This is a genomic window from Psychrobacter sp. P11G5 (assembly GCF_001593305.1).
Lineage (GTDB): Bacteria > Pseudomonadota > Gammaproteobacteria > Pseudomonadales > Moraxellaceae > Psychrobacter.
In genome coordinates this window covers 2,821,227-2,845,542 of the sequence record NZ_CP012533.1, presented here as the reverse complement: position 1 = coordinate 2,845,542, position 24,316 = coordinate 2,821,227, and the positions used below count along the sequence as shown (strand labels likewise).

The 24,316-nt window shown below is 40.3% G+C and carries 20 protein-coding genes; 11 read left to right on the top strand and 9 right to left on the bottom strand.

Annotated elements, in window-relative coordinates:
- Positions 1-84: 84 nt before the first annotated feature.
- Both ftsZ and lpxC read left to right on the top strand, forming a co-directional pair.
- Positions 85-1,281: a cell division protein FtsZ gene (gene ftsZ / locus AK825_RS11590; RefSeq protein ID WP_068037572.1), complete on the top strand. Its 1,197-nt coding sequence runs from the start codon at positions 85-87 to the stop codon at positions 1,279-1,281.
- Positions 1,282-1,644: 363 nt separating this feature from the next.
- Entirely contained in the window at positions 1,645-2,562 is a 918-nt protein-coding gene (gene lpxC, locus AK825_RS11580; protein ID WP_068039407.1) for a UDP-3-O-acyl-N-acetylglucosamine deacetylase, read from the top strand.
- Between the two features lie 298 nt (positions 2,563-2,860).
- Here the strand turns inward: lpxC and AK825_RS11575 are convergent, their stop codons facing one another.
- Positions 2,861-3,376, bottom strand: coding sequence for a hypothetical protein (locus AK825_RS11575; protein WP_068037567.1), 516 nt, complete (start codon positions 3,374-3,376; stop codon positions 2,861-2,863).
- 263 nt (positions 3,377-3,639) lie between these two features.
- Here AK825_RS11575 and AK825_RS11570 point away from each other — a divergent pair, with 263 nt between their 5' ends.
- Positions 3,640-4,368, top strand: a complete 729-nt coding sequence (locus AK825_RS11570; protein WP_068037565.1) for a CHAP domain-containing protein — start codon at positions 3,640-3,642, stop codon at positions 4,366-4,368.
- Positions 4,369-4,539: 171 nt separating this feature from the next.
- On the opposite strand, the gene AK825_RS11565 is transcribed toward AK825_RS11570, so the two are convergent.
- Positions 4,540-5,322, bottom strand: coding sequence for a hypothetical protein (locus AK825_RS11565; RefSeq protein ID WP_068037562.1), 783 nt, complete (start codon positions 5,320-5,322; stop codon positions 4,540-4,542).
- A gap of 142 nt (positions 5,323-5,464) precedes the next feature.
- Positions 5,465-5,776 (bottom strand): YhbY family RNA-binding protein, encoded by a 312-nt coding sequence (locus AK825_RS11560; RefSeq protein WP_068037559.1) that lies wholly within the window; start codon positions 5,774-5,776, stop codon positions 5,465-5,467.
- A gap of 499 nt (positions 5,777-6,275) precedes the next feature.
- Between AK825_RS11560 and AK825_RS11555 the strand changes: the two genes are divergently transcribed.
- From AK825_RS11555 to AK825_RS11525, 7 genes are all read left to right on the top strand, one after another.
- On the top strand, positions 6,276-6,908 hold the full coding sequence (locus AK825_RS11555; RefSeq protein ID WP_068037556.1) for an RlmE family RNA methyltransferase: 633 nt from the start codon (positions 6,276-6,278) through the stop codon (positions 6,906-6,908).
- A gap of 271 nt (positions 6,909-7,179) precedes the next feature.
- Positions 7,180-9,072, top strand: coding sequence for an ATP-dependent zinc metalloprotease FtsH (gene ftsH, locus AK825_RS11550; protein ID WP_068037551.1), 1,893 nt, complete (start codon positions 7,180-7,182; stop codon positions 9,070-9,072).
- Positions 9,073-9,262: 190 nt separating this feature from the next.
- Positions 9,263-10,165 carry a dihydropteroate synthase gene (folP, locus tag AK825_RS11545; RefSeq protein WP_068037549.1) on the top strand — a complete coding sequence of 301 codons (903 nt, stop codon included), beginning with the start codon at positions 9,263-9,265 and terminating at the stop codon, positions 10,163-10,165.
- Positions 10,166-10,237: 72 nt separating this feature from the next.
- On the top strand, positions 10,238-10,519 hold the full coding sequence (locus AK825_RS11540; RefSeq protein WP_068037546.1) for a succinate dehydrogenase assembly factor 2: 282 nt from the start codon (positions 10,238-10,240) through the stop codon (positions 10,517-10,519).
- Positions 10,520-10,536: 17 nt separating this feature from the next.
- Complete coding sequence (locus AK825_RS11535; protein WP_227514065.1) at positions 10,537-11,016, top strand: hypothetical protein; 480 nt, start codon at positions 10,537-10,539, stop codon at positions 11,014-11,016.
- Positions 11,017-11,237: 221 nt separating this feature from the next.
- Entirely contained in the window at positions 11,238-11,954 is a 717-nt protein-coding gene (locus AK825_RS11530) for a YidB family protein (RefSeq protein WP_068037542.1), read from the top strand.
- Positions 11,955-12,278: 324 nt separating this feature from the next.
- On the top strand, positions 12,279-13,736 hold the full coding sequence (locus tag AK825_RS11525) for an anion permease (protein WP_068039401.1): 1,458 nt from the start codon (positions 12,279-12,281) through the stop codon (positions 13,734-13,736).
- A gap of 78 nt (positions 13,737-13,814) precedes the next feature.
- Here the strand turns inward: AK825_RS11525 and AK825_RS11520 are convergent, their stop codons facing one another.
- The 3 genes from AK825_RS11520 to trmB all read right to left on the bottom strand — a co-directional run bounded on the left by AK825_RS11520 (position 13,815) and on the right by trmB (position 18,071).
- Positions 13,815-14,945 (bottom strand): regulatory protein RecX, encoded by a 1,131-nt coding sequence (locus AK825_RS11520; RefSeq protein WP_068037539.1) that lies wholly within the window; start codon positions 14,943-14,945, stop codon positions 13,815-13,817.
- Positions 14,946-14,985: 40 nt separating this feature from the next.
- On the bottom strand, positions 14,986-16,044 hold the full coding sequence (gene recA, locus AK825_RS11515) for a recombinase RecA (RefSeq protein ID WP_068037536.1): 1,059 nt from the start codon (positions 16,042-16,044) through the stop codon (positions 14,986-14,988).
- Positions 16,045-17,285: 1,241 nt separating this feature from the next.
- Positions 17,286-18,071, bottom strand: a complete 786-nt coding sequence (gene trmB / locus AK825_RS11510) for a tRNA (guanosine(46)-N7)-methyltransferase TrmB (protein ID WP_149038804.1) — start codon at positions 18,069-18,071, stop codon at positions 17,286-17,288.
- A 356-nt stretch (positions 18,072-18,427) separates the two neighbouring features.
- Between trmB and AK825_RS11505 the strand changes: the two genes are divergently transcribed.
- Positions 18,428-19,357: a DUF2628 domain-containing protein gene (locus AK825_RS11505; protein ID WP_068037530.1), complete on the top strand. Its 930-nt coding sequence runs from the start codon at positions 18,428-18,430 to the stop codon at positions 19,355-19,357.
- A 123-nt stretch (positions 19,358-19,480) separates the two neighbouring features.
- Here the strand turns inward: AK825_RS11505 and AK825_RS11500 are convergent, their stop codons facing one another.
- The 3 genes from AK825_RS11500 to AK825_RS11490 all read right to left on the bottom strand — a co-directional run bounded on the left by AK825_RS11500 (position 19,481) and on the right by AK825_RS11490 (position 24,067).
- A complete protein-coding gene (locus AK825_RS11500; RefSeq protein WP_068037528.1) occupies positions 19,481-21,370 on the bottom strand; it encodes a monovalent cation:proton antiporter-2 (CPA2) family protein in 1,890 nt (629 codons plus the stop codon).
- Positions 21,371-21,577: 207 nt separating this feature from the next.
- Positions 21,578-22,282 carry a hypothetical protein gene (locus AK825_RS11495; protein ID WP_068037525.1) on the bottom strand — a complete coding sequence of 235 codons (705 nt, stop codon included), beginning with the start codon at positions 22,280-22,282 and terminating at the stop codon, positions 21,578-21,580.
- A gap of 594 nt (positions 22,283-22,876) precedes the next feature.
- Complete coding sequence (locus tag AK825_RS11490) at positions 22,877-24,067, bottom strand: cation diffusion facilitator family transporter (RefSeq protein WP_068037522.1); 1,191 nt, start codon at positions 24,065-24,067, stop codon at positions 22,877-22,879.
- Positions 24,068-24,316: the final 249 nt, after the last annotated feature.

Below are 24,316 nucleotides of genomic sequence, written 5' to 3'. Positions count from 1 at the left end.
ATATATAGTAAGTCGATAGTACTTTATGCGAGTGCGTTACCACGTATCGACCATCACGCTATCTGCAACTGGAGAATCTTTTTTATGTCAAAATACACCATGCCAGATGATAACCAGCCTCAAAATAATGGCCAAGCTCGTTTTACCGTATTCGGTGTTGGCGGCGGTGGCGGTAATGCAGTCGAACATATGGTACAGCAAGGTATCAAAGGCGTGACGTTTATTTGTGCCAATACTGATAGACAAGCCCTTGATCGCCTGACAGTACCGCATAAATTGCAGCTTGGTGCGAAGAGTAATCGTGGCTTAGGTGCTGGTGCTAACCCAGAAGTTGGGCGTGAAGCTGCAGAAAGCGAAGAGGAAGCGATTCGAACTTTGCTTGAAAACTCAGATATGGTATTCATTACTGCTGGCATGGGTGGTGGTACAGGTACTGGTGCAGCTCCTGTCATTGCGCGTATCGCGAAAGAGATGGAAGTTTTGACCGTTGCGGTCGTTACGACACCATTTAAGTTTGAAGGCGGCAAGCGTAACAAATCTGCTAAAGCAGGCATTGAGCAATTGACAAACTTCGTTGATTCTATCATTACTATTCCTAATGACAAGCTTATGAGTGTCTATGGTAATATTTCAATGAAAGACGCGTTTAAAAAAGCGGATGATGTGTTATTGCATGCAGTGCAGGGTATTGCTGAAACTATTGCGCGCTCCGGTCTTGTTAACATTGACTTCAATGATATTCGTACTGCGATGACAGCTAAAGGTCACGCTATGATGGGTGTCGGGCGTGCTAGTGGTGATGATCGTGCGCGTCAAGCCACTGAAAAGGCAATCAAGTCACCGTTGTTAGATGATCTATGCTTAGAAAATGCCAAAGGCTTATTAGTCAACGTTATCTCTTCAGAAACTCTATCATTAGATGAATTCAGTCAGATCAGTGAAATTGTGGAAGGTATCACAGATACTGATGAAGCGAACATTTTCTATGGTTCCGTTGTTGATGAAGAGATGGGCGATGATTTACATGTTACGGTTATCGCAACAGGTTTGACGTTGGATGAAAAGGTAAGTGAAGCACCTAAAGTTCAACAACCCGTGCCTTCTGTGACCAGCACGCAACCAGTAGATCCCAATCTGCATACCAGTGCTTTGAACAGTCAAAAGCATTCGCAAAACCAAGCGTATCAAGATACTGGAGCACGTTCTGCACCTGCTCAAGAGCAACCACAGACCAAAACTAACAGTATTCAAGACTATCTTAAACGTCAGCAGAATAAATAATTAAACTGTTTTAAGTTGCACTAATATTAATATATTGTATGCTTTTTACGACGGTTTTTAGATCATAAAGTTTTAATAAATTGTTAAAAATAATGTCAGTTTCATAGAAAGCCAGCGTAGCAACGCTGGCTTTTTTGTATTTATAATCTGTTAATAGTAGATATTTAAAAGGTTTTAACATAGTTTTAGCTAAAAAATTGGTGTTAATTAGGCAAGTCATTAATAAGTTAATAATGAAAAACAGTTCATCATAAGCTGGGTCAATCATAGAAATGAGTAAATTACTGATTTTTGACTATAGCGAATTGATAGGAGCTAGTGGTACACTATGGCAATTGTAACAAAATATGTGAGAAAGCAGCCATGAATCAACGAACCATAAAAACAGCTATAGCTATTACAGGTATCGGTCTGCACAGTGGCGAGCCTGTTGATTTAGAGTTTCATCCACAACCTGTTAACACTGGAGTGGTTTTTGAGCGCTCAGATATTGAGGGTAGTGAGCCGATTCCAGCTAGTGCTTTTTTAGTACAAGATACCATGATGTCATCAAATCTTGTATTTGGTGGTACGCGCGTCGGTACGGTTGAGCATTTATTAAGTGCAATAGCAGGACTTGGTATAGATAACCTGTTAATAAGAGTATCTGCGAGCGAAATTCCGATTATGGATGGTAGTGCCTCACCTTTTGTGGGCTTACTATTGCAAGCAGGCTTCACTGAACAAGATGAGTTAAAGAAGTTTCTGCGTATTGTCCGACCAGTTCGTGTCGATGTTGATGATAAGTGGGCAGAACTGCGTCCTTATGAAGGATTTGAATTAAATTTTGAGATTGATTTTGATCATCCAGCTTTCGATAAAGACTTTCAACATGCTCAACTTAACTTTTCAACACAAAATTTCATCGAGCAATTAAGTGAGGCGCGTACTTTTGGATTTTTACAGGATATTGAGACGTTAAGACAAAACAACTTAGCGTTGGGCGGTAGTATGGACAATGCGATTGTCATTGATGATGCTCGTATATTAAATGCTGGTGGGTTACGCTTTGCTGATGAGTTCGTTCGCCATAAGATTTTAGATGCTTTAGGCGATTTATATTTGATTGGATATCCTATTATAGGTCGTTTTAATGCCTATAAATCAGGACACGCCTTAAACAATATGTTAGTACGTGAAATCTTATCAGATGCAAATAACTTTGAAATTGTAACTTTTGATGACAATGTAACCTGTCCTATCGAATATTTACCTCTAACAGGTCTAACTGTTGAAGGATGAATACAGGAATATACACGAAGTATCGCAACATTTACGTAAGATTACATATTTTGGGAATATCAACGTTCAAATTATAATCACATTGAAAAATATATACTTTCATATTTTTTAATAACTAGGCTCTAGCCTAGACAATATAAAAGCTTTGGACAGTAAAAAAATCATCTGCTAGTCAAATCCTTAATAGGGATAGAGCTGACAGATGATTTTTTTTGTTTATAGAATTACAAAAATGCAGCGTTACCATGTCGATTTTCTGTTTTTATTTACATAAGATTACATTGTAAGATGCGAAATTTTACTCATTTGCTAGTCGTAAAAGTGCTTTTTTGAGCTTTTCATCAGTGGTGACATGCTTTGCAGCCTGTGCTATAGTCCGCTTTGTGTTTTGGCTAAGAGCCTGATTTTCATTGGCTTTATCATGTTTAAGATTATTAGTTAGTGATGATAATTTTTCTTTATACGATGAATTATTAGTATTGGTTTTCGATACTACTACGCGAATCTTCTTAAGTTGTTGAAATGTAATTGACTGCGTTGTCAGTACTTGTAGATATGCATGTTGTAAGTATCGAATATGATTGGCTGCAGTAACTGAGGCTACGCTTAGTGTTAATTGCTCAGAGCTCAGACCTACAACCCAGCAGGTATTAAGTATTTCTTCAGGTAGACAGTCTACCAATAGCGTTTTTATCTCATTGGTTACTTGTGTATAAAGACGCATATTATCAGCTAGTGTTTGAGGTAGTGCGCTACCAGCAAATGCTTGATGGTCGATAAGCTCAGCAAGACGATTAGGCTGTTTTTTTGACATCGTGTTTACTCATCAATTAGGTGATAAAAGCCGATTTATAAAATAAATATGCCTAATATCAGTATATATAGAATATAAAGCGAGCTGTTTAAGAGGCGAATAACCAAACTGGCAATAATGCCTGTGTTAATCGTCATAGACTGAATAGTTAGCTGCTGTACTAAGGATTTTATCATGGTTATTCAATGGTACATCCTCTAAATCAATTAATGCTTTGTCACGGATGACGAGCAATCTTGTATTAACAAATAGGTAGTAAATTTATGAAACAAGCTTTATTAATTTTGTCAGTACTGGGAATGGGTTTAGCACAAACGAGTGGTGCTGCCGAAACCACCTTTCAACCAAATAATACCTTGAGTCATACCATCACAAATATTTCAGTTTCTCAAAACTATGGTTCTAGTCGCAACGTCTATAGCACCAATAGTGGCGCCCATGTCTTTAGCAATGATGAAATCAGTCAAGCTATCGACAATTTAAGTGCTCATGCCAAACAAAAAGAATATCAGTTAGCATCGTTAACCAATCGCTTATCATATGAGCGTCAGCAGCAAGCTAGTAGCAGAGTACCAGATAGTAACTCAGCTCCTGCTATCGCCGCTGCTCGTGCGTCACGAGTTGCTTTGTCTAGAAGCTCTGGATATTGTGCCCGTTATGTACGTAAAGCTTTACAGTCAGCTGGTTACGAATTTACGCCTAATCCTTCAGCTTATCAGTATGCCTCTCGCGGCACACTTGCTAACGCAGGTTTTACCAAAATCAGCAATGACATGCCGCCACAAGTAGGTGATGTCGTAGTCTATGATCGCAGCTCACAACGTCCGCATGGCCATATCCAAATTTTTGACGGTTCAGGATGGGTTTCTGATTTCCGTCAGAACAGTATTAGCCCATACAGCGGCGTTCATAACTATACTACATGGCGTGATTCGCAGTACGTTGATGATGCTTCAGATCGTGGTATCTACCTTGCTATGGCTGACAAATAAAGTCTGATTAAGTAGCCGTAAGCTAAAAATTGACCGTTTTCTCCTAACTCAGTAATGCTCTTTATGACATTACTGAGTTTTTTTATGTTTATTCTTATACTTGTTAAACTGCAATCAAAAACATCTGTTTTTAGCTGTCTGATAAGGTCGTCTAATAATTATAAAGCTCATTTAAGACAACGTTGATTTAGACAGTGCAGCTTGGTAATCCAGTTTTGACCAATGATACTGCTGATGAAAGTCGGGCGGGGCAGCATGAGCCGATGCGAAGTATAAATTGGTTTTATCAAAACGTAGAATTACGCAAGGATGTAGCAGCGCGATACCAATATCAGCAGGCAATTCAGAATTGGAATAGTCAGATGATATTTGTTCTAAATACAATCCAAAGCTACGTTGATACTGATAGTATGGAATAAATTTAGCAGCAGTTAAATCTATAGCGAGACTTGCCAGTCTAAGAGATGGTTTCAGACCAATTACGCTTTTTATCTGTTGGCCTGAAAAGTTGTCTTTCCAAATGATATGAGCCTTTGTCTTGCTATCTGATTGTAGTAATGCTTCTGGAGGTAGCGTCGATGGAGTGCGATAGTCGTTAAACTTATACAGTGCATATTGCCCATTGGGGCTGGCGTTGATTTCGATATAGCTGGTCGTTTCGTTATCACCAATAGCTTTACTACTAATAAAACACTCCAAGCAAGTCTGCTCCCACAAGTAATCATTGAAACTGACCTGTGTTTGTTGCCATGCGGGCCAATCTAGTTGCGCAGCTAAGGTAGGTGATGGCAGCTGAACTTGATAACTCAGCCAAAGTTGTCGCTTGGGCTGATAAATGATTGAAGCACTTACGCTAATTCGAATTTGCAGGAGCTGATCAATGGGTACACCAATCTGCTTTGCATCTGTAAATAGATTTTCGGTTGCAAGTTTTAGGTTGAATAGCTGACTCATGACAAAAGTGACCTAACAGAGATTTTCAATATAGAATATATTAAGTGAGAGATAACATAAAAGCCGCGAGCAATGATGCGTCGCGGCTTTTATAATTATAACCGTTGTATGGGTTTAACCAATATCATTCATTGCTCATTTGCTATTGAGCATGGCGTACTAGGTTTGACAACTTAGGGTTGGCATTTGGATTCTGGCGTAGTAATAATGCCATACGTCCAATAGTATGAATCACCTCAGCCTTAGCAGCAGTAGCAAGTTCCGTACTGACCAAGTCGCGGTCATGTTTACTACCAGCAGGTAGTTTTACTTTAATAAGTTCATGATCAGTCAAAGCACGGTCAATCTCTTCAGTGATGGCAGGAGTAATGCCATTATTACCGATCATAACGACAGGTTTGAGCTCATGACCAATACCTTTTAAGCGTTTAATCGTAGCGTTATCGAGTTGCATAGTATTCCTAAATTCTAGTAAAAATAAAAGACAGTCTTAAAATAGTTGCGTTGTTATAACGAGTCATAATAAATAAGAAGCAATGTTATTTAAACAATATCATTAAAACAATGTTATTAAAAAAGTTAATATTCATTATAAATAATCTGTGACCATCTTGCATGAAATCATCAGTATTTTGCACGATTTTACGTGATGAAAATGTTAAACTGATTAACTTGCCGCATTATAGACGCTGCTGAGTCATAAAGCTGTTAAATCATTACTAATGCTATTAATTTTATTAACTATCATAGATTTATTCTAAATAGGCAGTCTTAAAAGTAAAATAGGCATTGCAGATTTAATGCTTAAACCCCACTACAGGTAAATACTGTCGAATATAAAAAATATAAATATAAATTTAAATAGTTGTACATTGGTAAGTTGTCACGTTGTCACGTTGTCACGTTGTCACGTTGTCACGTTGTCACGTTGTAAAGTAATAGGAGCAGGTATTTTGGCCACGCGTATTGAGAATAAAGGTTTGTCAAAAAGTAGTAGTGCTTGGATGAAAGAGCATATTGACGACTATTATGTGAAACAAGCACAAAAAGATGGCTACCGTGCACGTGCTGCTTATAAGTTGCTTGAGATAAACGATAAAGCCAAATTGATATCTCCTGGTATGACTGTAGTAGATTTAGGCAGTGCTCCTGGCAGTTGGTCACAGGTTGCAATTAAACTAGTTGGTGAACGAGGTACTTTAATTGCGTCTGATATCTTGCCTATGGATGCTTTAGCAGATGTGAAGTTTATTCAAGGCGACTTTAGAGAAGCAGAAGTTTTTGACAAAATCATGGCTGAGGTCGGTGGCAAGCAAGTAGATGTGGTATTGTCTGATATGGCACCTAACACAGCAGGGAATAGTTCTATTGATCAACCCCGAATGATGTACTTATGCGAGCTGGCTGTAGACTTTGCTTTGGATACCTTACCAGAAGGTGGCGCGCTTATTATGAAAGTGTTTCAAGGTGAGGGCTCACAAGAATTACGCAAGCAGATGCAGTCTAAATTTAGTAAGATTCGTAGTATGAAGCCTGCAGCATCTAGACCACGATCAAAAGAGATGTTCTGGATAGCAATAAAATAACTTGTTGTTTCAATAGGTTGTAGCTAATAAATAGTCTATTATTAACTTTATAAAGTACGTCATATAAGGTGCGAAAACCGCTACAATTGTTAACTGAATAAACGCAGCTTTCGCTTGAATTGTGCAGGTTAAAACCACATATCATAATATATTAACTTTGTTTTGTTTCAAGCAAAGTCGTCTGATAATGTATGATGAATTTATATTACATTTATATATGGGCGTCACGTGTTTAGTAAACACACCAATAAGTAAGGGATGGGAATAACTAGTGAGCGACATGGTAAAAAATACCTTATTGTGGCTGGTGGTAATCGGCGTTTTGGTGCTGGTGTTTAGTGGCTTTGATCAATCATCTGAGCCAGATAACCTTAACTACTCTGAGTTTGTGACCGCAGTGTCCGAAAACCAAGTAGCCAGTGTTGAGATTGACGGCGAGCAAATCATCGGCGAGAAGAAAAATGGCTCATCTTTTGAGACCATTAGGCCAGCTGTGACTGATGAGCAGCTAATGCCACTATTGCGTGAGAACCAAGTCGAAGTCCAAGGGACTGCGCCTAAACGTCAAAGCGTGTTAATGCAATTGTTAATAGCCAGTTTCCCAATCCTATTGATTATTGGTCTGTTCTTGTTCTTCATGCGTAACATGCAAGGGGGCGCTGGCGGTAAGGGCGGCGGTCCAATGAGCTTTGGTAAATCTAAAGCTAAAATGCTGACTGAAGACCAAATCAACGTCAACTTCGAAGACGTTGCTGGTTGTGAAGAAGCCAAAGAAGAAGTGGTGGAAGTTGTCGAGTTCTTACGTGATCCCGATAAGTTTACCAAGCTTGGTGCGACGATTCCACGTGGTATTTTGATGGTAGGTCCTCCTGGTACTGGTAAAACGTTGCTAGCACGAGCCATTGCTGGTGAAGCTAAAGTACCGTTCTTCTCAATTTCAGGTTCTGATTTTGTTGAGATGTTCGTCGGTGTCGGTGCATCTCGTGTACGTGACATGTTTGAACAAGCCAAGAAAAGTGCGCCTTGTATCATCTTTATTGATGAGATTGATGCAGTCGGTCGCCATCGTGGCTCTGGTATGGGCGGCGGTAATGACGAGCGTGAACAGACGCTTAACCAGTTGCTGGTCGAGATGGATGGTTTTGAAGGTAATGAAGGCGTTATTGTCATCGCTGCGACTAACCGTGCAGATGTTCTCGATAAAGCATTGTTGCGTCCGGGTCGTTTTGACCGTCAGGTGCAAGTAGGCTTGCCAGATATTAAAGGCCGTGAGCAAATTTTAAAAGTGCATTTGAGAAAACTACCGAATACTATCGGTGTTGATGCCAATGCACTTGCTCGTGGTACTCCTGGATTCAGTGGCGCACAGCTTGCTAACCTTGTAAACGAAGCAGCATTGTTTGCAGCACGTCGTAATAAAACTAGCGTCGACATGAATGATTTTGAAGATGCTAAAGATAAGTTGTACATGGGTCCTGAGCGTAAATCAATGGTGATACGCGAAGAAGAGCGCCGTGCAACTGCTTATCATGAGGCGGGCCATGCATTGGTCGCTGAGCTATTGCCAGGTACGGATCCTGTGCATAAAGTGACTATTATGCCGCGTGGTTTTGCGCTTGGTGTGACTTGGCAATTGCCTGAGCACGATCAAACTAGTATGTATAAGTCAAAAATGCTAAGCGATATCGCTATATTATTCGGTGGTCGTATTGCTGAAGAAGTATTTATTAATCAGCAGTCGACAGGCGCTTCTAACGACTTTGAGCGTGCAACTAAAATGGCGCGCGCCATGGTTACTAAGTATGGTATGTCTGATGCCCTTGGTATTATGGTGTATGAAGATGATGATAGCTCGCAAGGATATTTCGGTTCTAGTAACCGTACTATCTCAGAAGCGACGCAGCAAAAAGTTGATGAAGAAGTACGCCGGATGTTAGAAGAGCAGTATGATATTGCTCGTGAGCTGATCGAAGGTAATCAAGATAAAATGCATGCAATGGTTGATGCCTTAATGAAATGGGAAACGATTGACCGTGATCAGTTGCAGGATATCCTAGCAGGTGAAGATCCACGTCCACCAAAAGTTTACCAACATGAAGTCAATCTCGCAAAAGGTAATATTAAGCCAACGGGTTTAACTCCACCACCATTGCCAGCGATGTAAAGTTAAAAGTCATTCAATAATTTATGCAAAAGCCCTTTTTCTTAAAGGGCTTTTTTATTGGTATAAATTTACTGGTATGATGAGCTAAATTTATTTGCTTCGGTATTTATCTTCTTGTAGAACATAACTGAGACCGATCATTTAGCAAAGCATATTTATTTATAAAACAATTATTAATAATGGATTAATTATGGCATTGTTCCTCCCTTTACCAGCTTATACTCTGTCTAGTGGCAATAAAGTTTTAGATTTATCTCAACCACATATAATGGGCATTTTGAATGTAACACCTGACTCATTCTCGGATGGTGGACAATTCAATGCCATTGATAAAGCCGTTGCACACTGTCAAGAAATGCTGGAGGCAGGAGCGACTATTATCGATATTGGGGGCGAATCTACACGTCCAAATGCGGATGCCGTTGATACTATTGAAGAAGTACAGCGCGTGGTGCCAGTTGTCAAAGCCATCAGACAACATCTTGGCGATGCAGTTTGGCTATCTATTGATACTAGTAATCCTGCAGTTATAGAGACTGCGTTTGAAGCAGGTGCAGACATTTGGAATGATGTGCGTGCTCTCAAGCGCGAGGGTGCAGTAGCTATGGCGGTCAAACTTGATATACCAGTCATGCTTATGCATATGCGTGGTGAGCCGACAACCATGAATCATTTAGCGCAGTATAATAATGTAGTTAGCGATGTCATTGCTGAGTTAGCCGCTCGTATCGATGAGGTAACAAGCTTTGGCGTGAAGCGTGATAAGATAATTATTGACCCAGGCTTTGGTTTCGCTAAAAACTATGACCATCACTGCGCCTTATTAACACAGCTTGATAGCTTGCAAATACTTGGGTTACCAATGATGTTTGGTGTTTCGCGCAAGCGTTTTTTAGCAGAAGTATTGGCCAATAGCGGAGTCAATATGATCGCAGAGACTAAAGCATCTGATCGTGATGCAGTAGGGACTGCCGCTGGCTTGCTGGCTTTGCAACAAGGCGCAAGCATTATTCGTACCCATAATGTGCCAATGATGCAGCAGGCAGTGGCATTGTGGAAACAGTTATCCACTCATAATCAGCATAAAGCCTAACTATCATAATTATTATTCGATGATTAAAAATCAAACTTCTATTTAAATATATCTTTAATTGAGACTGTACCTATGACAGCAATAACCCAACCAGAACCAACTAACGAACAGCGCCGTATTATTTATCAAGCACGCCGTGGATTAAAAGAGTTAGATTTCTATATTGATCCTTACGTTAAAGAGCTTTACTTGACAGCAGCGCCTGCTGAGCAAGAGGCTTTTGCGCAAATGCTTACTCATGAAGACCCAGATTTACTGGATTACTTTACCAATCAAGCTCGTCCAGAAAACGAAGCGATATGGACATTAGTAAATAAAATTAAGACATGGCGCCATGCTAAAGATTCACTATAAAAATCTGGTTCTCTCTTATGCTTGACAACGCTATGGCTCCGTCGCAAACCAATCCGTTACGTATTGATACTGCTGTTAATTCTAGCAGTTATCTTCGTGCGCTCATATATGTCGGATTGCTAAGTGCGCTGGTATTACTATTATGGCTTGCCGAATTATCATTGTGGCAAGATGTTGTGATACTGGTTGTCAGTGCAGTAGTAGTAAGCTATTTGGCTTTATCACGTCCAATATTGTTACATTTGAGTCAGCCACCTTTGTATAAGCAAGTGAGTCAGGATTGGCAATTACTTATGCGTACTGGCCGCGGCGATGAGCTATGGCTGGCTGAGCTTAATAATATACATCGTTATCATTGGTTGATAACTTTTGAATTTATGACTGTCGAGCCTTTTAAGCGCACTCTGACAGTGACCGTTTTTCGTGATCAAGTCAGTCGTAATGAATGGCGACAGCTAAATATTTTAGCGAATATATCAGGTGAAAAAATTGTTTAAAGTTGTCTGTTTCAGGCAAAATTTACATGGGTAATATGATTGTATAAATTTTTTATATTCAATGTTTCATTATTCTCTAACGAAGTCCTACGCGTTATAACAAAATACCTATCCTGCTAGTTAAAACGGTTTGTTATATTAGATAGCAGGTCAGATTATGCTTTTAACAGCTCTGATGTCAGGTATGACAATACGATTATAAATAATAAGAGGATAATACTATGAGTTTATTAGGAAATTTAATTACACAAGTCGCCCGTAGTGCTATGGATCCAGAAGATTCTAAACGCAACCCAGTCAATCAGAATATTAATCCGCGTCGTACTGGTGGTCTTGGTGATATTTTAGGTGGGGTATTAACAGGTAGTCGCAATCAAACACGTGAATATAATCCGCAACAATACGATAAACAGCCAGGTAATGGCTTTGGTTTGGATGATATTTTAGGAGGTTTGACTGGTGGCAATCAGCGCGGTGGTATGAGCTCTGGTGCAGGCGGCTTAGGTGATATCTTAGGTAGCGTATTAGGCAGTCAGCGTACTAGAAGCGGTTTCGGTGGTAAAGGTATGCTAGTGGCGGCTCTTATGCCTATGGTACTAAGCTGGATTCAACGTAACGGTGGACTTAGCGGCGCATTGTCTAAAGTCACAGGAATGGGTTATGACAATCAAGCACGCTCTTGGATGAGTAATCATGAACTTAATGATAACTTGGATCCTAATGATGTCAGTCGTTTATTTGACGAGAATGAAATTCAACAAGTCGCTGCGCATACTGGTGCCAATGATGTAGAAGTACGCCAAGGTCTGGCTGAGCTACTGCCAGAAGTCTTTAATCAGCTAACGCCACATGGCAATTTGGACAATGAATCAGAAGCCAATCAAGAGATTGATCAGATTGTTAGTCAATTATCTAGTCGTCTTGGTACGCTGAAATAAGACAAGTATTTTTTAATTTCAGTACACTATGTTTTGGTTTAAAAAAGAGTGCGTTTAATAACGCACTCTTTTTTTATGGCCAATAATTAATAATCAGAAACTCGTGGCACTCTTAGCATTAAGTGACATTGTTAACATTAAATAGTTATGTTAAAAAAAGTGAGCAATAAAGCAGCATTAGTCTAATCGTTATATCATAGCTATATAATTAGTTAATGACTGCTTCATTATATGTTTTTTTATCTATTTACAGTTTTAGGTTTTGTTGAAGCTGATGAATAAGATATTACTACCTACTATACGTGTGATAAGGTTGAGCTGATGATGCCATTTAAACCTATTCCTGCCGCGATTGCCGTCTTAGTTGGCTTGATTATCTGGTTCGTTATTCCAGTTCCTGCTGACGTTACACCTGAAGCTTGGCATATGCTGGCGTTGTTTATTGCTACGATTGTTGCCATTATTGGTAAAGTTTTACCGATTGGCGCAATTGCCATTATTGCAGTGACATTAGTGGCTGTCACTGGCGTGACTAATGAGAGCCCGAAAGAGGCAATCAGTGATGCTCTCTCAAGCTACTCAAGCCCGCTTATTTGGCTGATCGGTATCGCGGTAATGATATCGCGAGGATTGATTAAGACTGGTTTGGGACGCCGTATTGCTTATTACTTTATCTCTATTTTCGGCAAAAAATCGATTGGTGTGGCTTATTCCCTAACTGCAGCTGAGTTAATGATTGCACCTATTACGCCCTCTAATACTGCCCGTGGTGGCGGTATTATTCACCCTATTATGAAATCCATCGCGCAGAGTTTCCATTCAACTCCAGAAGAAGGTACTCAAAAAAAGATTGGCCGTTATTTAGCAATGGTGAATTATCATGCTAACCCAATCACTTCGGGCATGTTTATTACTGCAACCGCACCCAACCCTCTGGTCGTAGATTTAGTTAACAAAGCAACAGGTGGTGACATTCAACTGTCTTGGACAACATGGGCAGTGGCGATGTTTGTACCTGGGATGCTATGTTTAATATTGATGCCACTGGTCATTTATGTCATTTATCCACCTGACTTAAAAGTTACACCCAACGCCAAAAAATTCGCTACAGAAAATTTGGATGAAATGGGGAGTATCAGTAAGCAAGAAAAGATTATGCTTGGTGTCTTTGCACTGATGTTGATACTGTGGGCGAATATTCCTGCTCTTATATTCGGTGAAGCCTTTAGTGTTGATGCCACGACGACGGCTTTTATTGGATTGACGACTTTGATATTAACTGGTGTACTCACGTGGGAGGATGTGCTCAAAGAAAAGTCTGCTTGGGATACTATTATTTGGTTCGGTGCGCTAATTATGATGGCGTCTTACCTAAATAAGCTTGGTTTGATCAGCTGGTTTTCTAGCAACATCGAGTCAATGATTGGTACGACTGGGGTTGGTTGGATGGGTGCAGTAGCGATTTTGACCTTGGTTTATTTGTATATCCATTATTTCTTTGCCAGTACTACTGCTCATATTACAGCGCTATTCGCAGCCTTTTACGCAGTAGGGTTAAGCTTAGGTGCACCGCCAATGTTATATGCGTTAATACTTGCGGCAGCAGGCAACATCATGATGACCTTGACTCATTATGCGACAGGTACCGCTCCAGTTATCTTTAACTCAGATTATGTGACATTAGGGGAGTGGTGGGGTATTGGCGCGATAATGAGTGTGGTTAACTTAGTCGTTTGGATAGGTGCAGGTCTGGTTTGGTGGAAAGTGCTCGGCTATTATTAAACGTGCGTACATATTATTAATAGGGTTCATTCATTGCGTTCTAAATACTTTAACCTAATCAATCTGCAAGAAAATTAGCTAAAAGCGTTCATCTAACGTCTCTAACGTATAGTTGAGCGCGGCAAAACAGATATCACTCTTAAATCCACGATATTGTAAAAACCGCAGCTGGCGTGCTTTGTCTTTTTGCTCAATAGGGATGTCGTTTCCATATTTTTTGGTACGTGCAGCTACCGCAAGCTTTAGCCAGTCGACGCCTTCCACTAAGCTTTCTGGATCCTCATCAACGAACTCGCTAAATTCATCAGACTCTGTATTTGCCATGTCAATTAGCTCATCTATATTGCTAGGTATGGCTATTTTTTTGCGATAGAACTCTTGTTTGATGCGTCCACGTCCACGACCTTTACGGATATTTTCCCGAATAAGCATCAAGGTAGTACGGTAATCACTTTGATAACCCTTCTCTTCAAACTCATCGAGTAGTTCATCAATTTTGGTAGGATCTTGCTCTTTATCGAGTAGTTTTTGTTTTAATTCAGCTTTGCCATATTCGCGGCGCGATAAATAGTAAAACGCTAACCAGCGTAGGCGACTTTCAGCTTTGATAGCATCTACTTCTGCTTGTCGCTGCTCAGGTGTACGTAGGTAGGCTTTTAACGCGGATGGTAAGTTGTCCGTTTGATTAACTTCACTACAGTCTTTTTCTGGCTCTGATAAGTGCTCATCGGTGCGACTAATTGTGTTGTCGTCGCTAATTTTATCTATATCTGAAAATTCTTTTATATTGGACTTATCGACTATAGCGTCAGCATGAACGTTACGTTTAACTTCTGCTAGCATCTCTCTGATACTTTGCGATGTAGGAAGCTGGTAAGTAGGTCTTTCATTAGCTTCAGGCTCAAAATTGGCAGCCGGATGAAAGCGCTTTTTCGATTTAGACTTAGAAGATTTGGATGAATGGTCAGGAGATAAAAATGAGGTAGTATCGTTGTCGGAGTTATCAAAGGTTTGAGAAGGCTCGTCATCCTTAAGATCTGCGCGCCTAGGACTAGATTTTGCATATTTTGATTTATCTACAGATTGTTTTATTTTGGCAGGTTTTTTAGATAAATACTTTTGAGTGGATGTTTTTGGTTTAGAGACAGGAGTACTAGCTGAATCGGCTTCCGATTCAGCTAGAATTTCGGCTAATGTTTTAATTTTCATAAGAAATCAAGATTATTGATAATGATTAGTGATTAAGCTGCTATTGTACAGGTTCAGAGGCCAGTTCTGCATCGGCTTCATTAGCGTCCGTTGCTTTTGCTTCTTTTTTTGATCCAAGCTTTTCGTCACGAATTTTATCTTCAATCTCTTTGGCAATAGCAGGGTTCTCTTTCAAAAACAGCACAGAGTTAGCTTTACCTTGACCGATTTTTTCATCGCCATAGCTATACCACGAGCCTGCTTTGCCAACCGCACCAATCTCAACACCCAAGTCAATCACTTCGGCTAAGTGGTTAGTACCTTCACCATAAGTGATTTCAAACTCTGCTTGGCGGAAAGGCGGTGCCATCTTATTTTTGATAACTTTAACCCGAGTTTGGTTGCCGATGATTTCATCACCATTTTTAACCGCACCAATACGACGAATGTCCATACGCACTGAGGCGTAGAACTTAAGTGCGTTACCACCTGTTGTGGTCTCAGGGCTACCAAACATGACACCGATTTTCATACGGATTTGGTTAATAAATACTACCATACAGTTAGAGCGTTTAGCATTACCAGTAATCTTACGTAAGGCTTGGCTCATCAAGCGTGCTTGCAAACCCATATGTGAGTCGCCCATCTCGCCCTCAATCTCTGCACGCGGCGTCAAGGCAGCAACTGAATCAATAACAATCATATCAACCGCCCCAGAACGCACAAGCATGTCAGTGATTTCAAGCGCTTGCTCACCATTATCAGGCTGAGAGAGCAATAGTTCATCAGTATTCACGCCAAGCTTGCGCGCATAAACTGGATCTAGTGCATGCTCAGCATCAATAAAGGCACAGATACCACCTTGCTTTTGGCATTCTGCAATAGCTTGTAGCGTCATGGTAGTTTTACCAGAGCTTTCTGGGCCATAAATCTCAACGATACGGCCTTTTGGTAGGCCACCAATGCCAAGGGCAATGTCTAGACCTAATGAGCCTGTTGATACCACATCAACATCCAAAATGGCAGAGTCGTCACCTAGATGCATGATGGTATTTTTGCCAAATTGCTTTTCAATTTGACCCAGTGCCGCTTTAAGTGCTTTGGCTTTATTGTCGTCCATAATGGAGTCCTTATCATAAAAGAGTAATTCGAAAGTTTGAATGTATAGTGATAATTAAACAAAAATTTTTAATACATGGGTCGTCTATCTTAACCTACTTTTAATTTCATATTTATCTTAGCTAAAACGCTATAAGAATACTTTGTCCCACTATACAGTAAAAAATATCGATAATAAAAGTAGAAAAAAGTTTGGAGAAGTGATGTCTTTAGGTGTGTTATTTGATGAAGTAATTATAGCAAAATCTGACTGCTACATCTTGACCTGATACAGAACAAGCGACAATAGCTGTCGCATGATTTAAATTGACGAAAAAGTTAAATGAAATAGTAGAAATTCTTACTATTAATATGGTAACTTAGACTCACTACCAGCCAAATTTGTCAATAAAAATATTAAGTTGTCCACAGAAAATAATAGGCTCTAAAGTCTCGTTCGTGAAACATAGGTTAGTATGAAAAATATTTGAAATTAATTTCTAAAAAGTTATTTTTACTTTTTTAATAACATAAGTTATTGATTCTAATATTAATTTAAATTGTACAAAAAATGAACGATTTTACCTAAGGCATTAGTGTATCAAGCTAGATACGTGTCAAGTAGGCACTTATCCACATACTTATCCACAGCTTATGGGGAAAACTCATCAAACCCTTATGCTATCAATGTTTGCGATGATGATAAAAGCTTGAGATTCAGTCGAGATGTTTTTGTAGCTCAGATTTTATAGGAAAATCGTGCTAATTTTTATATTTTTTGACGATGTTTCACGTAGTATTGTCTCGTTACCTTTATAGTCATTATTAGCCTAAACTTTAAGAAAAACTGGAATGCTAAAATTTTTTTTGATAAAAACAATAGTTGAAAATAGCAAGAGCTCTTTGCATTATTCTGAAGATAAAGTTTTGGATTCAAATAAAGACTAGACTGGCGTAATGTTGCATAGCCGCAATGTAGAATGAAACTTTATCAGCTAGGAAGTAGATATTTGGTAAATGCAGGAACAGAAACAGATGTCAGAGAATAGATACTAGAAAATAAGAAGGGTGGCAAAAGAATGAATGATATAACAATAAGCTAGAGTAGCGCACAACCACAAGAGTAAGTAGGGCGATACTATGTAGTTTGAGCTCATGAATCGAGTAGTTTGAGCACATGAATTGATTATATAATGTTACAAAAAAGCGGCTAAGTCGATTAGCCGCTGAATGCTGAATATAAACTATAAAAAAGATAAAAATTTAGTCTTTAGTATAAATCAAATCCCAAACACCATGACCACGTTCTAAGCCGCGACGTTCAAACTTGGTCATTGGACGAAAGTCAGGACGTGCAGTAAAGCTACCTTTACCTGCCTGATTACTGAGGCCAGCAAAGTTATCTAACACATCGACCATCCAAAATGCATAATGTTCCCAGTCGGTTGCCGTATGAAACCAGCCACCTTGCTTTAGACTGCGAGCAACTATAGCCATGCGTTCCGGACTGACAAAACGGCGCTTATAATGACGCTTTTTTTGCCACGGATCAGGGAAATAAAGTTGAATACGGTCAATATGGTTTTCTGGCAGCTGCTTCAGTAGTTGAATGGCATCACCATTGATAATTTTAACGTTGGTCAAGCCTTGTGTACCAGCCATATAGGCACATTTGCCAATACCGGGCTCATGTACTTCGACTCCAACAAAGTTGCGTGTAGGGTCAACTGCGGCCATCTCAATAAACGAATCACCCAACCCAAAACCAATCTCTAAGGTAAGCGGAGCGTCACTGCCATTCGGCGTGTCAGCAAATAGCGAGCGCAGATCATTTATGCCCTCTAGATCGCCATCACCGAAACTATTATTCACCAAATACTGAGCAAATTCTGGATCAGTTAGTGCCAGCTCGGCATTTTTATTCATATGCGTGCGGCGTTTCATAAACGTATTGACGATACGAATGTGTTTGCTATCAGACGCTTCTGCGTCGGTCGATGCAGATTCATTGGTATTTATATCAGTGTCGATATCGGTATCAGTGGCCATGTCGTTATGGCTTTGAGAAGGGCTATCGGTGTGAGAATGTTCATTCATAAGATCTATAGAACTTAATTAAGTGACGAATATGAGCGTATTATAAGTTAAATACACCTGGGTGTGAACGTCCAATCTTATAATGAATGACCAAACTACAATGGACGTGGTTATTAGTAAGTTATCAATCGCTTACTAACGCGCTTAGATAGACGCTATATTAAGCTACCTATCGGCACTAAAGTGATATCGCATCTGCCTTTTGATTATCATATAATAAAGGTTACCTATCGACCCAATAAATCCCTATTTAGAATCCTAAATTTCAAGTAATTTTTAATCATGCACAGTTAATAGAGCCTACTGCTATGTTATTTATTGAGACGGATTCGCCACCACCATTTTATCAAGAACAGCTGAGTCCTCTCAAGCGCAAAAAGCTTGATCAATGGTTTATTGGTCATCGTACACAAGGTTATTACCTTAAGCGCTTTGCGCAGTTTGATCAGCAAGGATATCTGTCACCCAAGTGGCACTGGGCTGCGTTCTTTATTACCTTACCTTGGCTCCTATATCGTAAGCGTTACATGGACGCTCTTGTCTATAGCGTTGCTGGCTGGTCCTTTATTCAACTTAATATTGTCATCGCGCTAGTCACGTTTGAATTTGTGGCGATGCCTTATATTCCAGATGTCTATCAGATGGCAACACGTATTGGAATTGCAGCAGTTATTTGGCTGTTTTGGGCCTTTATAGTGGCTCGCTGGACCGATGCTTATTATTACCGAATGGCAAGACGTGAAATTGCGGATGCTATTAATGACCATCCACGAGACGAATCAGCGCAACAAGCGCATCTACGCCGTGAGGGAGGAGTGAGCTTATTTGGTTTGGGGCTTGGTTTTGGATTTTTTGCTTTTGCGCTCATGGTGATCAATGTGCAGTTTTTGCCGATTATCGCCAAACAAAAGGAAAATGAGGTATTGTTTGATGCTTATGACATAACTAAAAATGCGCAGAATAGGGTCGCTCTAATCTATCAGCAAACGGGAGAGTGCCCAACCAAATTACCTCTCAGCACCGATGCACAGCAGGTACGCATGCATATTACTACGCAAGTAGAAGGTGTATCCGCTACTGACTGTGCAGTGGTGGCGACAGTTGAAAATGCCAAGTTCCCTATACGTTATCTAAATGGTCAAACCTTAGTGTTTCACCATAACCCTGATAGCGATAGCTGGAATTGTATAAGCTCACTTAATAAAAAACAGGCTCCCAAACGCTGCATGGCTAATTAAATCATGTTTGGCACTTAAAATTTAGTAGCTGTCAAACTAAGTAACTATCAAGCTAAGTAACTATCAAGCTAAGTAACTGTCAAACCGAGCTATCGATAAACTGAGCAATAAACCACAAATCATCTAGGCCTTAGGGTCAGTAACGACATCATCTGGGGCGTCATCAACGGGCGTTGCTTGATTCTTAAGGACTTCATAAAACTCACCTAAGTCCATCTTGCGCGCTTTACCGATATCTTCATCAAACAAGCTTTCAAGCTCAGCCATAGCCGATTGTGCTGATTCAATCAGGCGCGCCTCATCACCATAGATCGCTTGCTGACGTTCAATTAAATCGTCATCGTAGTTGCGGAAAGTTTGAATGGTCTCACGTGCTTTTTCAGGTGATATTCCAAGCAGCTGTAAGGACTCGCGCGACATATCTAACGAGGATAAGTAGGTCTCACGCCAGATATGACGCACACCGACCTCACGTAAGCGGTAATAATGCTGACGGTCACGAGCTCGCGCTAGCACAACTAAATCAGGATAGTTTTTGCGAAGATACTCAGCGGTAGTGATAGAGCGCTCTAAATCATCAACAGCGATAATAAAAATACGTGCTTTACTGATACCGGCAGCACGCAGAATTTCAGGGTTTTTTGGATCGCCATAATAGACTTGGTTACCAAATTTACGCACAAAATCCACTCGATTTGCCGAGCGTTCAATGGCAGTAAATTCGATATTATGCATGCGTAGTACTCGCCCGATAATTTGTCCGACTCGTCCAAAACCAGCGATAATGACTGGATGCTCATGGTCGGGAATCGTATCGTGTTCGCGACTAGGCTTACTTTTAGCGAACAAAGGCTCGCCGACTTTATCTAGTAATAAAAATGCCAACGGTGTGAGTGCCATAGAAATGGTTACGATTAGATTAAGCGTGTTTTCCAGTTCAGGCGCTAATACATTTTGAGTCGCCGCGACATTGAATAAAACAAAGGCAAACTCACCGCCTTGAGCTAAGGTAACACCAAGCCGAATACTGGTCGGCCAGCGATTGCCTGATATTTTTGCAATAGCAGTAATCACGGCAAACTTGATAAACATCAACGCCAACGCACAACTTATTATGAATATAGGATGCGCTAAGATAAGCTTGATATCGGTCAGCATACCTACTGACATAAAAAATAAGCCGAGTAATAAACCTTTAAATGGCTCAATACTTGCTTCTAGCTCATGACGATATTCAGAGTCAGCTAATAGTACACCGGTCAAAAATGCACCTAAAGCCATTGACAGACCGATTTGTCCCATCAAAATAGATACGCCCATGACGATAAACAAGGCGACAGCGGTCAGTAGCTCTGAAGCACCACTGGATGCTACAAACTTAAAAAATGGTCGGATAACATAACGGCTAGCAAGGATAAGACCACCAAAGACGGCAAAAACTTTGCCAAAATAAATCAAATCGTAGCTTTGTTCGCGCACACCTGATAAAAATGGAATCACTGCTAATAATGGAATAACGGCAATATCTTGGAATAGTAAGATAGTAAATGCTTCACGCCCATGTGTACTAGAGAGTTGCTGTTTTTCGGTCAGTATCTGTAGTACAAAGGCAGTAGAAGAGAGCGCTAAGCCGAAGCCGACAATGAAAGCAGTATCTAGTCTTAGAGAGAAAAACTGATACAGAATTACCATCAATAGCGTGCCTGTAAGCCCAACTTGTAAGCCGCCAAGGACGAATATAGAGCGTCGTAGTGCCCAAAGCCGTGATGGTTGCAATTCAAGACCAATGATGAATAGCAGCATTACCACACCAAACTCAGAAAAGTGTAGCAAGCTCTCGGCATCACCTGCCACATCTAGCGCACTTGGGCCTAATATCAGCCCTGTAATCAGATAACCGAGGACAGTGGCTATACCAAAGCGTTTACCAAGTGGAACAAAAAGCAGCGCTGCACCCAAAAATATGGTGGCTTGTAACATCAAGTTTGGTGAGCCGGCAGCGGCAGCGAACATATAAAATCCTTAGCAATCAATATAAAAATATAGTCAATCTAATCTACATTAGATACGGTGTCAGGTTCGCTTAGTCTACTATTGATAGTACTTTCACTCATCTTTCCTGTAACCAAATAAGCTTAAATAAACTATAGAGCACGCTATTGTCTATTTTAAAGCTTCAAAATATAATCAATGACACGCGTAAATAAAATAATAATATGGTTATTTTTTACGGTAAATTTTCCACACTCCATTGTCCGCTAGCGGATTGCTATATGCGTCATTGCGACGCTTACGCGGCGTCTGCCGACTATCAATTATTTTGAAATCTGGCAGCGCATGGACGATAAGCCCAGTACGATAAAAGCGTATGCGTTCAGGCTCTAACATCTCGCTTTTATGGTCACGGCAAAAAACATACGCGCGCAGATCAATAAATTCACGATGGGCAACTAAGCGCGCCTCATCGTCATTATCAAATACTGACGACATACGCGCGATCTCATCAGCACTGTAATCACCGCATTTATCGGTAAGCGCACCGACCGACCCAAAGCTTTTGGATTCTTTTGCATGGGTCTTGGTTAGATGTAGGCGCTGAACATGGTAGATAAACTGTGGAATCTCAAGACTGGCCGGCAATGGTAGATAGTCGGGTGGTAGGTTGGCAGCAGGATAAAATGCCATTGCGCGCTCAAGCAGATTTTGCCAGCGTTGTTGGTAGGCTTGGACTTCTGCTAAGTTACCTTCATAAATGGGCATGTCACGAATTTGGCGCAAAATATCAGGCGGAAACTGCTCATTACGAAAGCTGAAGATATCCTCTTGCAGCGTTGATAGCAAAACCTTGGCGTGTTTTTTGCCGTCTGTTGAAGTAGGGTTGTCGATATAGTCGGGGGCGACAAAGGGCGCCGAGCGTCTAGACATAGTGTTATATCATCAATAGATAAGTTGAAAAAATACTAATAAGTATGTTTGCCAAAGTCAATCTATAGCTTAAACGGTGGTTTACAATAGTTATTATAACCATATAAGCCTGCTTGGAATGGTTTTTTTTGAAATCGGATAAGCAAAAGCTTGATAAAAGTTGTTAAGGTGATTTTAACGGAAGAGGCAAACGAGGTTATAAATGGACAGGCTTTATAAGATTGAGAAAAATGGAATAAAGTAAAAATCGAAACTAATTTATCATGGAGCATCAACCAAACTCCCTTCCTACTGTTAATAAGAATACTTGTTATAGGATTGACACTAGCCTTTGGATTTTGGTTAGTGATGGCGTCGAATATGGGGCCAGCTTATCTGCCTGATGTGTACAATGGCTGTTTAGATTTTTGGATTAGAATGACGTTATTAGGTCTTGGGTTCATTGTTTGGATTACCGCAGTAGCTTGGTTAGTTTGGCCTATATTACGCTATATTTACCGCTGCATTAGAGGTAACCACTAACTAGCTGCGTCTGTATCATCTACGATTCTACCTAATAGCCAGTAATTGATTCTTCATTACCAATGACTGTTACTAATGGCTGTGACCAATATGGCTATTACCATCAGCAGGACGCTCTGAGATATCACAGACCAGCGCATCACTATGTGCCTCAGTTTGCGGATGCGATAAGCTTTCGACCTGAATGGTGGCGTGATGAATACCGAGCTCTAACAAGCTTTGTTCAAGATTGGCAATCAATAAGCTGGCATCCGAGATTCTCATGTCACCATCGACCACCACATGACAAGATAAGGCGTTTAAGCCGCTGGTGATGCTCCAAACATGCAGGTCATGGACTTTTTGTACCTGTGGATGGGCAACCAATTTATCCTCAACATCAACCAGTGATATTCCTTCTGGCGTACCTTCCATTAAGATATGTACCGAATCTCGTACGACGCGGTAACCACTGATTAAGATTAGTATGGCAACAATCACTGACGCCGCTGCATCTGCCCAGACCCAACCAAAACTCATCATCAATAGCGCAGCAATAATAGCGGCAACGGATCCCATTAAATCGCTCAGTACATGTAAGTAAGCACTTTGCATATTGAGATTAACGGGTTCTTTATTGCCCGAGGCTTTGGTATTTGCGTTGTCTTTATTTGAGCTATGACTGTGATTGTGAGCGTGTTCATTTCCATTTCCACTGCGGCTACCTCGATGCATAAGCCACGCAACCAAAATATTGACTAGCATACCGATGGTGGCAACAATAAGCATACCTTGGGTAGCGATTTCAGGCGGTGAATTGAAGCGTTTGATTGCTTCATAGAAAATCATCAGCGCAATGATAACAAGCGTAGCGCCATTGACAGTAGCAACTAATATCTCAAAACGTTTATAGCCAAAAGTCTTTTGATGGGTAGCCGCTTTCTCACCGATTTTAAAAGCCATTAGGGTAGCGCCAAGTGCTATAGCATCGCTTAGCATGTGACCTGCATCAGATAATAACGCTAAACTGCCTGTGAGCCAGCCGCCGATAGCTTCAATAAACATGTAGCCAGTAATGATAATAAAGCTAAACAGTAAAGTGCGCTGATAGCCTTTGGTATCACGCGGCGCTGTTGTTTGCTCTAAGTGTTCATCGTGGTCGTGAGTGTCTTGATTGTCATGAGTGTAGTTGCTCTCATCATCTTTGTGCAGATGCTCAGGCACAGCCGCTCCATTCTGATAAGAGTGGTTACTTTGTTCAGGGTTTGAATTTTTTTGATTCATAACAACACTCAGGTTTGCTGAAATTTAAATAAACTAGTCGATATTAATTTATGCTTTATATAAAGTAGATGCTGCATTTTTGTCAGAATCTATCAAAGGTTAATTATGAATTTAACATAGCCGAGTATTAGAAGCTGTAATGACGAGGTAAAAATACGGTAGATAAATAATGGAGAATAGATATAACGGAAAATTATTTAGCCCTTTTTAGCCCATTTAGAATTTAATGTTCAGATTGAGGATACGCTC